The 15,852-nt window shown below is 58.6% G+C and carries 14 protein-coding genes; 1 reads left to right on the top strand and 13 read right to left on the bottom strand.

Annotated elements, in window-relative coordinates; all coding sequences use genetic code 11:
- Position 1: 1 nt before the first annotated feature.
- From mrdA to leuS, 7 genes are all read right to left on the bottom strand, one after another.
- Entirely contained in the window at positions 2-1,906 is a 1,905-nt protein-coding gene (gene mrdA, locus ACL2XF_RS14090; protein ID WP_410016100.1) for a peptidoglycan DD-transpeptidase MrdA, read from the bottom strand.
- A gap of 37 nt (positions 1,907-1,943) precedes the next feature.
- Positions 1,944-2,414, bottom strand: coding sequence for a 23S rRNA (pseudouridine(1915)-N(3))-methyltransferase RlmH (rlmH, locus tag ACL2XF_RS14085; RefSeq protein ID WP_410016099.1), 471 nt, complete (start codon positions 2,412-2,414; stop codon positions 1,944-1,946).
- Between the two features lie 3 nt (positions 2,415-2,417).
- On the bottom strand, positions 2,418-2,735 hold the full coding sequence (rsfS, locus tag ACL2XF_RS14080; RefSeq protein WP_410016098.1) for a ribosome silencing factor: 318 nt from the start codon (positions 2,733-2,735) through the stop codon (positions 2,418-2,420).
- Positions 2,736-2,932: 197 nt separating this feature from the next.
- Positions 2,933-3,622: a nicotinate-nucleotide adenylyltransferase gene (gene nadD, locus ACL2XF_RS14075; RefSeq protein ID WP_410016097.1), complete on the bottom strand. Its 690-nt coding sequence runs from the start codon at positions 3,620-3,622 to the stop codon at positions 2,933-2,935.
- Positions 3,615-4,646: a DNA polymerase III subunit delta gene (holA, locus tag ACL2XF_RS14070; protein ID WP_410016096.1), complete on the bottom strand. Its 1,032-nt coding sequence runs from the start codon at positions 4,644-4,646 to the stop codon at positions 3,615-3,617. The genes nadD and holA overlap by 8 nt, the downstream gene beginning before the upstream one ends.
- Positions 4,643-5,296, bottom strand: coding sequence for an LPS assembly lipoprotein LptE (lptE, locus tag ACL2XF_RS14065; protein WP_413722292.1), 654 nt, complete (start codon positions 5,294-5,296; stop codon positions 4,643-4,645). The genes holA and lptE overlap by 4 nt, the downstream gene beginning before the upstream one ends.
- A gap of 14 nt (positions 5,297-5,310) precedes the next feature.
- Positions 5,311-7,893 (bottom strand): leucine--tRNA ligase, encoded by a 2,583-nt coding sequence (gene leuS, locus ACL2XF_RS14060; RefSeq protein ID WP_410016094.1) that lies wholly within the window; start codon positions 7,891-7,893, stop codon positions 5,311-5,313.
- Between the two features lie 291 nt (positions 7,894-8,184).
- On the opposite strand from leuS, the gene ACL2XF_RS14055 reads away from it, so the two are divergent.
- A complete protein-coding gene (locus ACL2XF_RS14055) occupies positions 8,185-8,664 on the top strand; it encodes a zinc ribbon-containing protein (RefSeq protein ID WP_413727058.1) in 480 nt (159 codons plus the stop codon).
- Between the two features lie 44 nt (positions 8,665-8,708).
- Here the strand turns inward: ACL2XF_RS14055 and ACL2XF_RS14050 are convergent, their stop codons facing one another.
- The 6 genes from ACL2XF_RS14050 to lnt all read right to left on the bottom strand — a co-directional run bounded on the left by ACL2XF_RS14050 (position 8,709) and on the right by lnt (position 15,845).
- Positions 8,709-9,434: an amino acid ABC transporter ATP-binding protein gene (locus ACL2XF_RS14050; protein ID WP_410016092.1), complete on the bottom strand. Its 726-nt coding sequence runs from the start codon at positions 9,432-9,434 to the stop codon at positions 8,709-8,711.
- Entirely contained in the window at positions 9,434-10,108 is a 675-nt protein-coding gene (gltK, locus tag ACL2XF_RS14045; protein ID WP_410016600.1) for a glutamate/aspartate ABC transporter permease GltK, read from the bottom strand. Before gltK ends, ACL2XF_RS14050 begins: the two co-directional genes overlap by 1 nt.
- Positions 10,108-10,848 (bottom strand): amino acid ABC transporter permease, encoded by a 741-nt coding sequence (locus ACL2XF_RS14040; RefSeq protein WP_410016091.1) that lies wholly within the window; start codon positions 10,846-10,848, stop codon positions 10,108-10,110. Before ACL2XF_RS14040 ends, gltK begins: the two co-directional genes overlap by 1 nt.
- Before the next feature lie 151 nt (positions 10,849-10,999).
- Positions 11,000-11,896 (bottom strand): amino acid ABC transporter substrate-binding protein, encoded by an 897-nt coding sequence (locus ACL2XF_RS14035; RefSeq protein WP_410016090.1) that lies wholly within the window; start codon positions 11,894-11,896, stop codon positions 11,000-11,002.
- A gap of 354 nt (positions 11,897-12,250) precedes the next feature.
- Positions 12,251-12,841: an MSMEG_1061 family FMN-dependent PPOX-type flavoprotein gene (locus ACL2XF_RS14030; RefSeq protein WP_410016089.1), complete on the bottom strand. Its 591-nt coding sequence runs from the start codon at positions 12,839-12,841 to the stop codon at positions 12,251-12,253.
- Positions 12,842-14,315: 1,474 nt separating this feature from the next.
- Positions 14,316-15,845, bottom strand: a complete 1,530-nt coding sequence (gene lnt, locus ACL2XF_RS14025; RefSeq protein WP_410016088.1) for an apolipoprotein N-acyltransferase — start codon at positions 15,843-15,845, stop codon at positions 14,316-14,318.
- Between the last annotated feature and the right edge of the window lie 7 nt (positions 15,846-15,852).

Raw genomic sequence — 15,852 nt, 5'->3', positions numbered from 1 at the left:
GCTAATCACCTTCAGTGCCGGGCGGAGCAGGCTGCTCGGCCGGTAAATCCGTCGTATTGTCGCCCAGCATGATATGGTCCAGAATCTGGCGGGTAATGGTGCCCACCGCCGGACCGATACCGCCGTTCTCCAGGATCACCACCACCGCCACTGTCGGCTTGTCATAGGGGGCGAACGCGGTCATCAGCTTATGATCGCGCAGATGCTCGGCGATCTTGTGGGCGTTATACACTTCGTTGGCCTTCAGGCCATACACCTGCGCGGTACCCGATTTGGCGGCTATTTTGTACGGCGCGTCGGCAAAGCTTTTACGCGCGGTGCCGTTGGGCCGGTTGGCGACGCCGTACATGCCGTCCTTGGCCACTTCCCAATAACCGGAATGCGGGTCGCCGATCTGGGTATGTTCCGGCTGCTTATAGGGGACCAGCTGGCCGTTTTCCCGGGTACTGTACAGCAAATGCGGGATGCGCACCGCGCCGTCGTTAATCAGCGACATCAGGGCCTTGGACATTTGCACCGGCGTGGCGGTCCAGTACCCCTGGCCGATGCCGACCGGGATGGTATCGCCCAGGTACCAGGGCTTCTTAAAGCGTTTCAGTTTCCATTCACGGGTCGGCATCACGCCGGAGCGCTCTTCGGACAGGTCGATGCCGGTATAGGAGCCGTAGCCGAACTTCGACATCCACTCCGATAGCCGGTCGATGCCCAAATCATAGGCCACCTGGTAGAAAAAGGTATCCGCCGATTCCTCCAGCGCCTTGGTGACATTAAGCCGGCCGTGCCCCCATTTTTTCCAGTCGCGATAGCGTTTATCCGAGCCGGGCAATTGCCACCAGCCCGGATCAAACAGGGAATAGCTGCGGTTAATGGTGCCCAGGGTCAGGGCGGAGACCGCGATATAGGGCTTGACGGTGGAGGCCGGCGGGTAGACCCCCTGGGTGGCGCGGTTGATCAGCGGACGATTTTCATCCTGCAGCAGGTTGCGGTAATCCTTGCTGGTGATGCCGTCGACAAACAGGTTGGGATCGTAGCTGGGATTGGATACCAGCGCGCGGATGCCGCCGTCGCGCGGGTCGGCCACCACGACCGCCGCGCGGCTGCCCGCCAGCAGTTTTTCAATATAGGTTTGCAGGTGCAGGTCCAGGGTCAGGTAGATATCCTTCCCGGCCTGGGGCGGCTGTTCATGCAATTGGCGGATAACCCGGCCGCGGTTGTTGACTTCCACCTCTTCGTAACCGGTCTTGCCGTGCAGGGTATTCTCGTAAAAGCGCTCGATGCCCAGCTTGCCGATATCGTTGGTGGCGGCATAGTTGGCCAGGATGCCGTCCTTGTCCAGCCGTTCCACATCTTTATCATTGATTTTGGAAACATAGCCGATGACATGGGTCAGCGCCGAGCCGTAAGGATAATAGCGCCGCTGGTAGCCTTTGACTTCCACGCCCGGAAAATTAAACTGGTTTACCGCAAAGCGCGCCTGCTGCACCTCGGTCAGGCCGACTTTCAGCGGCAGGGAGGTAAAGCGGTGGGAACGGCTGCGCTCTTTTTTGAAATTGGCGATATCGTCGTCGGTCAGATCGACAATCGGCCTGAGCGCATCAATGGTCCCCTGCAGGTCATCCATTTTTTCCGGCATCAGCTCCAACTGATAAATGGTACGGTTCAGCGCCAGCGGGATGCCGTTGCGATCGTAAATGATGCCGCGGCTGGGGGCGATAGGCACCAGCTTGATGCGGTTTTCATTGGAGCGGGTGCGGTAGTCTTCAAAACGGGTGATTTGCAGGTGATAGAGATTGGCGATCAATATCCCGCTTAACGCCAGGATACCGAGAAATGCCACCAGCGCCCGGCGGACAAACAGTGCCGACTCAGCTGAATAGTCGCGAAAGGGGTTATGATCTATTTTCATTCCGCGGGGTTATTTCACTCTATACATCTTCACCGGTTTATTCCCGGTGATATGGATGGTTGGTGGTAATGCTCCAGGCACGATACAGGCTCTCCGCGACTAACACCCGAACTAACGGATGAGGCAAGGTTAACGGCGATAACGACCAGCTTTGCTCCGCAGCCGCCTTGCACGCCGGCGCCAGCCCCTCGGGACCGCCGATCAGCAGGCTGACGTCACGGCCGTCCTGTTTCCAGCGTTCCAGTTGTTGCGCCAGCAGCGGCGTTTCCCACGGGACGCCCGGGATATCCAGCGTCACGATGCGGTTTCCTTTGCCCACGGCCGCCAGCATCAGTTCGCCTTCTTTTTCCAGGATGCGGCCGATATCCGCATTCTTGCCCCGCTTGCCGGCCGGAATTTCATTCAGCTCGAACGGCATGTCCTTGGGGAAGCGGCGCATGTAATCGGTAAAACCGGTTTGTACCCAATCCGGCATTTTGGTGCCTACCGCGATCAGCTGGAGTCTCACCGGTCAGCTCCAGAGCTTTTCCAGTTCATAAAGACTGCGGCTTTCCGCCTGCATGACATGGACAATCACGTCGCCCAGGTCGACCACGATCCAATCGGCGACCTTTTCGCCTTCGACGCCCAGGGGCATCAGGCCGGCGGTGCGGGACTCCTGTACGACATGATCGGCAATGGACATCACGTGACGGCTGGACGTGCCCGTGCAGATCACCATACAGTCGGTAATACTGGATTTACCGCGTACGTCGATGGAAATAATATCCTGGCCTTTCAAATCATCAATTTTATCAATGACGAAATCTTTGAGCGTGTTACCTTGCAAAGGTTCCCCCTTCGGTGTGCTTTGCATGCGTTGTCGCGATGGACACCGCAAATGTAGAGGTTGGCTGCCTGGCGGATATGCCAGAACTGACTGACCGGGATCTTACGGCCGGGACCGGCACGCCATAGGCGGCGGGCGGGAGAAAGCCTAAGCTTCAGCCGAAGAATTAAGCCGCGCAGTATAGCATGGGCCGCTCACTAGCGATATAAGCCCTGTTCATCAATATAACGTTGCACCGATGGCGAGAGCATATCGTTACAGCGCAATCCGGCGTGGCGGCGTTCGCGAATCAATGAGGCGGAAATCGACAGCTCCGGCGTCGGCGCCAGATAGATAAGCCCGGCGGCCTGCCGGTGCAATCGGCTGATATCCTCGGTTAACCGGGACTCGAGCCAGGCTTGCAATGCCGGTGTCGCCATCTTACCGCCATATCCCGGCCGGGCGCAAACCAGCAGATGACAGGTATCGAGCAGTTCGAGGCCCCGGTGCCATTGCGGCAGGGTCAGCAGGGAATCCTGGCCGATGATAAAACCCAGCGGCGCGTCGGCGCCGCGCTCGCGGCGCAGGGTTTCGAAGGTTTCCACCGTCCAGGACGGATTGTCGCGCCGCAGCTCGCGGTCGTCGATATCAAACAGCGAGCCTGCGGTGTCGGCTATCGCCAACTGCACCATGGTCAGGCGCTGCTGCGCGCTGGCCTCAGGCTGCGGGCGGTGGGGCGGCACGTTATTGGGCAGCAGGGTGATGCGCTCAAGACCCACCAGCCTGGCGAGCGCGATGGCCGGTTTGATATGGCCGTAATGAATCGGGTCAAAAGTGCCGCCGAAAATAGCGGTCAGTCGTCCGGCCTGCGCTGCGGCGCGGGGCGTGGTGTCGGCGATATCAGACATTTATCAGGGTCTCGGGCAGTGATTTGCCGCACAGCAGCAGGGAAAGGGCTTCCAGATCGGTCCAGACCGGATAGCCGTAATCCTGCTTCAGGGCGATTTCCATACTGGCCATCAGGCCGACCGCCTGATGCAGCTGGCGGGATGACAGGCGCTGCAGTGCCTGGGTCAGCAGCGCCCGGCGATTTTGCCAGACTTTATGCTGATCAAACAGGGCGCGCAGCGGCATGCGTTGCATATCGCGATGCAATGCCAGCAGCGTTAATACCTCCCGTTGCAGGCTGCGCAATAGGATTACCGGCTCGCTGGCTTCCTGGCGTAACTGCCGCAGGATGTGCGCCGCCCGTTTGCTCTTGCCGCCCAACAGCGCGTCCACCCAATGGAAGGGGGTAAAATGCGCCGCGTCGTTAACCGCCGTTTCCACCCGCGGCAGGGTAAGGCTGCCGTCGGGATAGACCAGCGATAAACGCTCCAGGGCCTGAGACAGCGCCAGCAGGTTGCCTTCATAGCAGTAGCACAGTAGCTGGCTGGCCGCATCGTCCAGCGTCAGGTTCATGGTTTTGGCGCGCGTCGCCACCCAGCGGGGCAACTGCGCCTGCTCGGGCGTGGCGCACGTGATGAATACCGCATCCTTGCTCAGCGCCTTGAACCAGGCGCTGTTTTCCTGCGCGCGCGTCAGGCGGGCGCCGCGCAGCATCAGTAACAAATCCGGGTGGAGCAGGGTGGAAAGCAGTAATAATTTTTCGCCGATAGGAGCGCTGGCGCCGTTTTCCGGCAGGATTAACAGCAGGGTCTGGCGGCTGGCGAACAGGCTCATCGCCTGGCAAAGACTGAAAATGTCATCCCAGTCGGTGGCGGCGTCGAGCGTAATGCTGAAATGCTCACTGAACTGATGCGATTGCGCCTGGCGGCGAATCGCATCCTGACTTTCCTGCAGCAGCAACGGATCGTTCCCGAACAGCAAATAGCAGGGGCGCAGCGTTTCCTTCAGCTGCGCGCCCAGCTGTTCCGGGTAAAGCCTGATCATTGCTCTTCCGTGGCCGAGGTCGGCGTTTGAATGACTTCAATGCCCGCGGCGCCGTCCGTGTTGGTAGCGGTGGTTCCCTTGGCGCCGGTGACGGCATTGGCCCGCGCCGTTTTTTGCAGCGTGGCGTCCACGGCGTCGTTGGCTTCAACCGCGGCATGGACCGCCAGCAGTTTGCGCACTAACTGCTGCGCCGCCTGTTCACGCAGTTCCTGGCGGATAATGTCGTTTTCATTGTCCTTGGCAAGCGCGGTGAGCGGGTTGTCAAAGAACGAACGGAATACCCGGATGCGGATGGGGAAAATATCCTTACCCGGCGTCAGCACCTGGGCCTCCACCTCAAGCACCAGCTGGTATTCGGCGGCTTTACCATCCTGGAACACCGATACCGTAGAACGGTCTTCCATCGAGCTGGTAAGGCGCAACGACGGCAGGGTTTTGGCCCGCGGATCCTTGTCCTTGACGATGGTGACGTCGCTGAGCCGCAACTGGGCGCGTACGGCCCGGGTCAGCGGTCCGTAGGGATCGTAGCTGCTAAAGGTTAAGGTCTTTAATTCATTTGGCACTTTTGTGGTGCCGCGCAGATGAAAACCGCAGCCCGCGGTAACCAGCACCGCGAGCCCCAGCAACAACGCTATAGTACGATGTCGCACAACGCCTCCTTGTCTTAACCCACAACCAGGTTAAGCAGTTTGCCAGGCACGTAAATCACTTTACGCACCGTGAACCCTTCCAGGTGTTTCGCCACCAGGTGTTCCTGGACGGCGCGCTCACGCACCAGCGCCTCATCGGCGTCGGCGGGAACGGTAATTCTTCCGCGCAGTTTACCATTGACCTGGATAACCACCAGCTTCGCTTCCTCTACCATAGCCGTTTCATCGGCAACCGGCCATGGGGCGCTGTCAATATCGCCTTCGCCGCCAAGCGCCTGCCACAGCGCAAAGCTGGCGTGAGGGGTAAACGGATACAGCATGCGCACCACCGCCAGCAGCGCTTCCTGCAGCAGGGCGCGATCCTGCGCGGTGTCCTGCGGCGCCCGCGCCAGCTTGTTCATCAGTTCCATAATAGCGGCGATGGCGGTATTGAACGTCTGGCGGCGGCCGATATCGTCGTTGACCTTGGCAATGGTTTTATGCAGTTCGCGGCGCAAATATTTCTGCGCCTCGTCAAGGGCGGCCACATCCGGCCGGCCGGCGGCGCCAAGCTGCGTATGATCGTAGACCAGTTTCCACACGCGCTTCAAAAAGCGGTTGGCCCCTTCGACGCCGGACTCTTGCCATTCCAGCGTCATTTCCGCCGGCGAGGCGAACATCATAAACAAACGCACGGTATCGGCGCCGTATTTTTCCACCATGATCTGGGGATCGATGCCGTTGTTTTTCGATTTGGACATCTTGCTCATGCCGGCATAGACCAGCTCGCGGCCATCCTTATCGGTGGCTTTGACGATACGGCCTTTTTCATCGCGTTCCACCTCGACATCCGCCGGCGAGATCCAGATCTGTTCGCCGCCGCTACCCAGGTAATAGAACGCGTCCGCCAGCACCATGCCCTGGCACAGCAGGCGTTTGGCCGGTTCGTCGGAACTCACCAGGCCGGCGTCGCGCAGCAGCTTATGATAAAAGCGGAAATACATCAGATGCATGATGGCATGCTCGATGCCGCCGACATATTGATCCACCGGCAGCCAGTAATTGGCGGCGGCGGGGTCCAGCATGCCGCTGTCGAAGTGCGGGCAGGTATAACGCGCGTAGTACCAGCTCGATTCCATAAAAGTATCGAAGGTATCGGTTTCGCGCAGCGCCGGCCGGCCGTTGACGGTGGTTTTCGCCCATTCGGGGTCGGCTTTTATCGGACTGGATATCCCGTCCATGACCACATCTTCCGGTAGCAGCACCGGCAGCTGATCGTCCGGGGTCGGGATGACGGTGCCGTCTTCCAGGGTGACCATCGGAATAGGCGCGCCCCAGTAGCGCTGGCGCGAAACGCCCCAGTCGCGCAGGCGGTAATTGACTTTACGCTCGCCGACGCCGGCCGCCACCAGCTTATCGGCGACGGCGTTAAAGCCCGCGGTATGGTCGAGACCGTCGAATTCGCCGGAATTGAACAGCACGCCTTTTTCAGTCATGGCCTGCTGGCTTAAATCCGGCTCGGCGCCGCCTGCGTCCAGGATCACCGCTTTAATCGGCAAGTGGTATTTCGTGGCGAATTCCCAGTCGCGCTGATCGTGGCCGGGCACCGCCATGACCGCGCCGGTGCCGTATTCCATCAGGACAAAGTTGGCCACCCATACCGGCACGGATTCGCCGCTTAGCGGATGAATGGCGAACAGGCCGGTCGCCATGCCTTTTTTCTCCATGGTCGCCATGTCGGCTTCGGCCACTTTGGTATTGCGGCATTCGGCGATGAAGTCGGCCAGAGCCGGGTTGGCGGCCGCGGCCGCCAGCGACAGTGGATGCCCGGCGGCGACGGCCAGGTAGGTCACGCCCATAAAGGTATCGGGACGGGTGGTGTAGACCGACAGCGTTTCCTCGCTGTGCGCCACCTGGAAGCGGATTTCCACCCCTTCGGAGCGGCCGATCCAGTTGCGCTGCATGGTTTTCACCTGCTCGGGCCAGCTTTCCAGGTTGTCCAGGCCATACAGCAGCTCATCGGCGTAGGCGGTGATTTTCACGAACCACTGCGGTATTTCCTTACGTTCGACCTTAGTGCCGCAGCGCCAGCAGCCGCCGTCGATCACCTGCTCGTTGGCCAACACCGTCTGGTCATGGGGACACCAGTTGACCGCCGAGGTCTTTTTATAGACCAAGCCCTTTTCGTACAGACGGGCAAAGAACCACTGCTCCCAGCGATAATATTCCGGCCGGCAGGTGGTGACCTCCCGGTCCCAGTCATAACCGAAGCCCAGCAGTTTTAGCTGGGTTTTCATATACGCGATATTGTCGTAGGTCCAGGGCGCCGGCGCCGTATTGTTCTTGACCGCCGCGCCTTCCGCCGGCAGGCCGAAGGCGTCCCAGCCGATGGGCTGCAGCACGTTCTTGCCCTGCATGCGCTGATAACGCGCGATAACATCGCCAATGGTGTAGTTGCGCACATGGCCCATATGCAGGCGGCCGGAGGGATAGGGCAGCATGGAAAGACAGTAATATTTTTCCTTGCCCGTATCCTCGGTAACCTTGAAGGTTTGGTGTTCATGCCAGTGAAGCTGGACGTGGGATTCTATCTCTTCCGGGCGATATTGCTCTTGCATGGCAGCCAGTGGTCCTATAGTGAAAATACAGCTACGCTCGCGTTGTCTACCGAGCGTTGATAACAAAAGATCCGCATAGCATAGCTGATAAGCAACGGCGGCAACAACACCCAGCGCCGCCCGGATGCTTATTTCTGCCACATAAGCCCGGATCCGGCCGAATTATTGCGTTGCGCCATGCTTTATACCGAATGAGTTTACCGTTATAGGCTAAAATTATCAGCATGATACCAATTTAGTCCCGGCCAGAAGGCCATTTCGGGTGATGCTGGCGGAAATCAGGAGAAGACGATGGATAAGGTTGCGCAATATTACCGCGAATTGCTGGCCTCGCTGAGTCAACAGCTTGAGCAGGGCGAAAGGAATATCGATACGCTGGTCGAGGATGCGCGCCTGCGTTTGCAGGCCACCGGCGATTTGACGCCGGCGGAAGTGGAGAACGTTACCCGGGCGGTGCGCCGCGATCTGGAAGAGTTCGCCCGCAGCTATGATGAGAGCCGCGCGCAGGATGACGACAGCGTGTTTACGCGGGTTATCAAGGAGAGCCTGTGGCAGGAACTGGCGGACATCACCGATAAAACCCAGCTGGAGTGGCAGGAAGTGTTTAAAGACGTCAGCCATCACGGCGTCTACAACAGCGGGGAAGTGGTGGGGCTGGGCAACCTGGTGTGCGAACGTTGCCATCATTCGCTGGCGTTTTACACGCCGGAAACGTTGCCGCTTTGCCCGGAATGCGGGTTTGATCAGTTCCACCGCCGTCCGTTCCAATAGCGGCGCGGCCTGCCCGCAGCGTGGCGACAGGCCGCCGCGGGCGGCTAGTGCAGTATTTTCGCCAGGAAGTCGCGGGCGCGATCGGTTTGCGGATGCTGGAAGAACGCTTCTTTGTGCGTATCCTCGACGATTTTACCTTCGTCCATAAAAATCACCCGGTTGGCCACTTTGCGGGCAAAGCCCATTTCATGGGTCACCACCATCATGGTCATGCCTTCCTGCGCCAGCTCCACCATCACGTCCAGCACTTCATTGATCATTTCCGGGTCCAGCGCCGACGTCGGCTCGTCAAACAGCATCGCCACCGGATCCATGCACAGGGCGCGGGCAATGGCCACCCGCTGCTGCTGGCCGCCGGAAAGCTGGCCGGGGAATTTATTGGCCTGCACGGACAATCCCACCCGCTCCAGGAGTTTCAGGCCTTTTTCGCGCGCGGCGTCCTTGTTGCGCTTAAGCACCTTCACCTGCGCCAGGGTAAGATTGTCGATGATCGACAGGTGCGGAAACAGTTCAAAATGCTGGAACACCATGCCCACCTTGGCGCGCAGTTGGGCCAGGTTGGTGCGCTTATCGTTGACGGCGATATCGTTGACCATAATCTGGCCGCGCTGGATTGGCTCCAGCCCGTTGACGGTTTTGATCAGCGTCGATTTACCCGACCCGGACGGACCGCAGACCACGACGACCTCGCCGGTTTGCACTTCGGTTGAGCAATCGTTCAGAACCTGAAAATGACCGTACCATTTAGAAATATTTTTCAGGGAAATCATCAAACCGTCCTTTTCTTCAAATAATTCACCAGCAGGGAAGCGCTGAGGCTGATTACAAAATAAACCGCGCCGGCAAACAGGATCATTTCCACCTGCGTGCCGTCGCGCTCGCCCACCGACGACGCGGTGCGGAAAAAGTCCGCCAGGCTTAGCACATACACCAGCGACGTATCCTGGAACAGGACAATGCCCTGGGTCAGCAGCAGCGGCACCATGGCGCGAAACGCCTGGGGCAGCACCACCAATTGCATGGACTGCCAGGGCGTCATGCCCAGCGCCAGCGCCGCGGAGGCCTGGCCGCGTGAAATACTGATAATGCCGGCGCGGATAATCTCCGAGTAATAGGCGGCTTCAAACAGCGAAAAGGCCACCATGGCTGAAATCAGCCGGATATCGGTTTGCGGCGACAGTCCCAGCACCTTTTGCAAAAAGCTCGGCACAACGAGATAAAACCACAACAGCACCATCAACAGCGGTACCGATCGAAACAGATTAACGTAAAGTTTGGCGAACCAGCTGACCGGCCACAGCGGCGACAGGCGCATGACCGCCAGCACGGTGCCCCAGATAATGCCGAAGAACACGGCGGTAAAGGTGATTTTCAGCGTCAGCGCCATGCCCTGCAGCATATACGGCAGGCTGGGGACAATGGTACTCCAGTCAAATTGGTACATCATTTACCTCCTATATGACCGGGCAGACGTACTTTTTTCTCCACCAGATGCATGGCAAACATGATCACCGCGTTAATAATCAGGTAGCCGAGGGTTATCGCGGTAAAAGACTCGTACGCATGGGCGGAATAATCCAGCAGCTTGCCCGCCTGCGCCGCCATATCCACCAGACCGATGGTGGAGGCCACGGCGGAGTTTTTCACCAGGTTAAGCATTTCCGAGGTCATCGGCGGCACAATCACGCGATAAGCGTTCGGCAGCAGCACGTAACGATAGGTTTGCGGTAGGGTCAGGCCCATCGCCAGCCCGGCGGCCATCTGTCCGGAGGCCAGCGACTGGATGCCGGCGCGTACCTGTTCGCACACGCGGGCGGCGGTAAACAATCCCAGGCACACCATGGAGGAGACAAAAAACTGGACATTCGGGTCCAGGCCCGACTTAAACCACGTGCCGATATTGACCGGCAACAGCTCGGGAACCACCAGATACCAAATGAAGAACTGCACGATCAAAGGAATGTTACGGAATAACTCGACGTAACAGGTTCCTAAAGCGGAAAGAAAACGATTTGGAACGGTACGCAGGATGCCGAACAGCGAACCGACCAGCAACGCGATAATCCAGGCGCAAAACGAGACGGCGATGGTGACTTTAAATCCCGCCCACAGCCAGCCGAGGTAGGTGGTGTTGCCAAAAGGGGCCGCTTCAAAAAAAATGCCCCAGTTCCAATCTATTGACATAAAAAACTCCGGTAAAAAAGGGTAGCACCGCTACCCTGAAGATTGACGAAGACCTTGATATCCGCAGCGCGGGGAACGACCGCGCTGCGTCTGTCTGTCCTGGCCTCCTGCAATCGAGAGGGCGGGGAGTCACCCGCCCTTATTGTCGTTATTAGTTTACGGCTTTATCGTTAGGGGCCTTGAACAGCGCTTTGACGTCATCGGACATATCGAAATTCATATTCAGGTTTTTCGGCGGAATCGGCTGTTTAAACCAGGTGTCATACCATTTTGCCGCTTGGCCGGAGGTCTGGATGGAAACAATAGTGTCGTCCACCAGCTTTTTAAACTGCGGGTCGTCTTTGCGCATCATGCAGCCATAGGCTTCTTTGGACTGCGGGGTACCGACGATATCCCACTGATCCGGGTTCTTGGACTTGGCGCGTTCGCCCGCCAGCAGGGCGTCATCCAGCATAAAGGCTTCCGCGCGCCCGGTTTCCAGGGTACGGAACGAATCGCCGTGATCCTTGGTGGAAATGATGCGCATCTTCATTTGTTTTTCGTCGTTCAGCTTGTTGAGCAGCATTTCGGACGTGGTGCCCGCGGTGACCACCACGGTCTTGCCGGCGAGGTCGGGGAAGTCTTTAATGGCGCTGCCCTTTTTCACCGCGATACGGGTGCCGATCACAAACAGGGTATTGGAGAAATCCACCTGCTTTTGACGTTCCAGGTTATTGGTGGTTGAACCGCATTCGAAATCGTAGGTTCCGTTTTGCAGCAACGGAATACGGTTTTGCGAGGAAATAGGCAGGTACTTCACCTGCAGGGAAGGCGCGTCAATTTTCTTTTTAATCGCGTCCACGATGGCATCGGAATAAGCCTGGGAGTAACCCACCACTTTTTGCTGGTTGTCGTAATAGGAAAAAGGAACGGACGATTCCCGATGGCCGACCACGATCACGCCGTTATCTTTGATTTTCTTCAGGGTGCCCGTCAGGTCTTCCGCATGGGCCATACTGCCGGCCATGCCCAGTACCAGTAATGATAAAGCCAATTTGCGCATTTGCATTTTCCAACTCCTTTGCTGTCACTACGGCGCTCAAGGGGTAAGCGCGCCGCAATCATGAGTATCACGTTAAGCTTTGGAACCAGCCTAAAGCGTAAAATCAAAACGGATTACCGTTAAAAAATAGCCGAATGTAAATGTTTTGAAATGAAAAAGTTTTCGTTTTGTGAGTTCAGACGCACCAAAGCGTGGCGCATGACGCCTCATTGCACAATCTAAGTGCGGTAAACGCACCATTGCAGCGCACGAATGGCGAAAATCACTCATAAAAAAACAGTTTTTAACGACATTCGCAACGTTATACAGCAAAATCCATGCCAGACAAATTATTTGCCCCCGAACGGAGCAGCGGCGGAATCAGGCCGGCTGCGCGCCGGCGGCCGACAGGGCGACATGGGCTTTAAAGATTTCCAGCGCGCCGGGCAGCAGAGCGGGGTCGACATGTTTCGCGTTATCCCACAGTCCGGCGAAGCTGATTGCCCGACCGCAGTGAATAAAGACCTCTTCCACCCTGATAATAATCACGCTTTTCGCCGGCTGGCCGTTGTGGGCAAAACGCAGGCAAAGCGCCGGGTCGACGGAAATCCGCGCGCGGCCGTTGACCCGGAATCCCTCCAGCCAGCCGGGGATGAGAAACAGCATGCCGACAAAGGGATTGTGCAGGATATTGCTAAGGCCATCGAGGCGATTGTTGCCGGAACGATCCGGCAGCAGCAGCGTTTTATCATCCTCTACCTGGACAAACCCCGGTTCGCCTCCTTTCGGCGAGCAGTCAATGCCGCGTGCGCCCTGCGTGCCGAGGATCATGAACGGTGACAGGGCAATCAGCCGGCGGGCGTAGGCATCAAGATGATCGATTTGTTTTTGCACCACCGCTTTGTTGGGTTGGGCATAATGCTCGCGCAGCTGGGCGGGATCGGTTAGCAGATAACGGGAATCGGGATTCATTCAGAGGCTCTTTGGTCAATATGTCACGAGGATGTTACAAGTGGCACGATAACAGCAATGAGTTTGATTAACAATAATTAGCACGCGCATTAGGGCTGCGGCGCCGGACCCAAGGCGGACGCGCTAAAGAGGGCGCGGGCCACATTTTTGATATAGGGCTGCCGCGAATGTAGCACGCCATAACAGAGAGAGATGAACCTTTGCTCCTGAATTTAAATATGAAGCAGCCGGCCTTGGGGGGGCTTGTGTTGCCGTGGTGAGGGCTTTGCTTGCTTGCGGAGAGGCTTATGTTGCCGTGGTGGGGGCTTTGCTTGCTTGCGGGGAGGCTTATGTTGCCACGGTGCGGGTTTCGCTGGGCTTATGTTGTCGCGGTGAAGGTTTCGCTTGCCATGCGTTCGGTGGTTATATGGCGTGTCCGGTGCCGGCAAGCGACAAAGAGGCCGTACCGCGACGGCCTCCTTGACCTCCGCGCGTCCGGCAGATCGTGCGCCGCTGCGCGGTCCCCGGCATCGCCCATCCCGGCTTATGGACCGCACGGGACGCGCTCCCGGCGCGGCCCTTAGCTTTCGCCGCTCCCGGCAGCTCATCCAGCCAAGATGCGCGCTGCCGGCGCACTCTATGCCGGCACAACGTCAACACCATCGCCTGTGAGCAATGTAGCGTTTTGGGGTTCATCGCGGTATGTGATTACCGGGAAAAATATCAGTATTTATTTTGGGCTGAAGTCTGCAGTATAACGGCTGATGGCTGATGGCTGATGGCTGATGGCTGATGGCTGATGGCTGATGGCTGATGGCTGAAAGCGTAATGCGTACTGTTAAAACTTAAAGCGTAAGGTTTAAGTTGCATGAATGATGAACGCCTTATTGCATGACCGCATGACCAACTTTTCGTCGTGCCAGCTGCATCCCATACCTGTTGCATCCCATCACGGTCGATCCTAAGCCGACGCCAGTCCCATCCTAAGCAACAGCGCCGCTATCGCTTCATAACATGCAGTACGAACAGCGACATGTTGACCGGCGTAAAGCGCGCTGACGGCGCCTGTGCCCCCTGCATGAGCCGCCGGGAGCGGCGAAAGGCCCGTTTGCGCAGGGAGGGCATAACGGGCCGGTGCATAACGGGGGCACAGGCGGCGGAAGGTATCGCGCAGCGACGCGCGACCTGCCGGGCGCGCGGAGGTCAAGGAGGCCGTCGCGGTACGGCCTCATTGTCGCTTGCCGGCACCCGGCAAGACATATGAACACCTAACGCACGGCAAGCGAAACCCGCACCGCGGCAACATAAGCCTCTCCGCAAGCGCCAGCGAAACCCGCACCGCGGCAACATAAGCCTCCCCGCAAGCGCCAGCGAAACCCGCACCGCGGCAACATAAGCCTCCCCCGCAAGCGCCAGCGAAACTCTCACCATGGCAACATACGCTTCCCCGAAAACGCCAGCGAAGCCCTCACCATGGCGACCTAAACCGTGGCTACTAACGCGCCCGGCGGCCAAAGACCACGGCGGCAAACCCCAGCAGCAGCGTCAGCACCCACAACGGCCAGTCGCCAAATCGTGCATAAGGCGTCAGTCCGGTTGTCGGCGTTACGCGCGTGCTTAACACGTCGCGGGTAAACTGCGGCAGCATCGCTTCGATGGCGCCATCGGCGCCGATCACCGCGGTAATACCGTTATTGGTACTGCGCAACAATGGCCGCCCCAGTTCCAGCGCGCGCATGCGCGCCATCTGGAAATGCTGCCAGGGGCCGATGGAATGACCGAACCACGCGTCATTGGAAATGGTCAGCAGGAAATCGGTATCCGGCCGGAAGTTATCCCGCACCTGCGAGCCGAGCACGATTTCATAACAAATGGCCGCAGTCAGCTTCATGCCGGCAACGCTCAGCTGCGGCTGGATATAATTGCCGCGGCTGAATGACGACATCGGCAGATTGAACAGCGGCGCCAGGGGGCGCAGCAGGCTTTCCAGCGGCACAAATTCACCGAACGGCACCAGATGATGCTTGGCATAACGATTCGGGCTGGGGTAGCGGTAAGGCGTTTGCTCCCCCAGTACCAGGATACTGTTAAAATAATTATAGCCCGACGCTGTCCTGCGGGTGTCGATAATGCCGGTGACCAGGCTGGTGCGCTCTTCACGCAACAGCGCATCCAACTCGGTCAGGAACGGCCCCTGGGCGGTTTCGTCATCCGGTATGGCCGATTCCGGCCAAATCACCATCTGCGCCTTGCCCAGGAACGGACGGGTATGGCTTAGGTACACGTCAAGCGTCGGCCGTACCTGGTCGGGTTCCCATTTCAGCGATTGGGCAATGTTACCTTGCACCATGGCCACAGTCACCGTCCTGGCATCCTGCGGGGCATACCAGTGCAGTCCGCGCAGCGGCCAGGGCAGCAACAGCACCGCCAGCGCGCAAATGCCGGCCAGGGGGGCGCGCAGCGCCACGGCGGCCACCGCCAGGCCGCTCGCGGCCATCAGGAAAAAGGTCATGGACTCGACGCCGAACAGCGGCGCCAGCCCCTTCAGGGGGCCGTCGATTTGCGTATAGCCGAACTGCAGCCACGGCAGGCCGGTCATCACCCAGCCGCGCAGGAATTCCGTCACCTGCCACAGCACCGGCGCGCCAACCGCCAGCCGCCACAGCGAGGTGCGCGGCCAGATGCGCGCCAGCACGCCGCTAAACAGCATCGGATATAGCGCCAGGTACGCCGCCAGAAGGGCCACCAGGCCGATATTCACCGGGACGGGCAGCCCGCCGAACTGGTCGATACTGACATAAATCCAGCGCATGCCGGTGCCGAACAGCCCAAAGCCCCAGAAAAAACCGAGCCAGGCGGACTGCCGCACCGTGCGGTTAAGGGTCACCGCCAGCAACCCGGCCAGCGAGACTAACGCCGCCGGCCAAAAGTCATAAGGTGAAAACGCCAGGGTACCGCAGGCGCCGGTCAATAACGCCAGCAACGCACGTACCCACTGGCGCTCAAGTCGCAATGCGCTCGCCATGTAAGGT

The sequence above is a fragment of the Sodalis sp. RH19 genome (genome assembly GCF_047324215.1).
In the GTDB taxonomy this organism is placed as follows: domain Bacteria; phylum Pseudomonadota; class Gammaproteobacteria; order Enterobacterales; family Enterobacteriaceae; genus Acerihabitans.
This window is presented reverse-complemented; position numbering and strand designations above follow the sequence as displayed.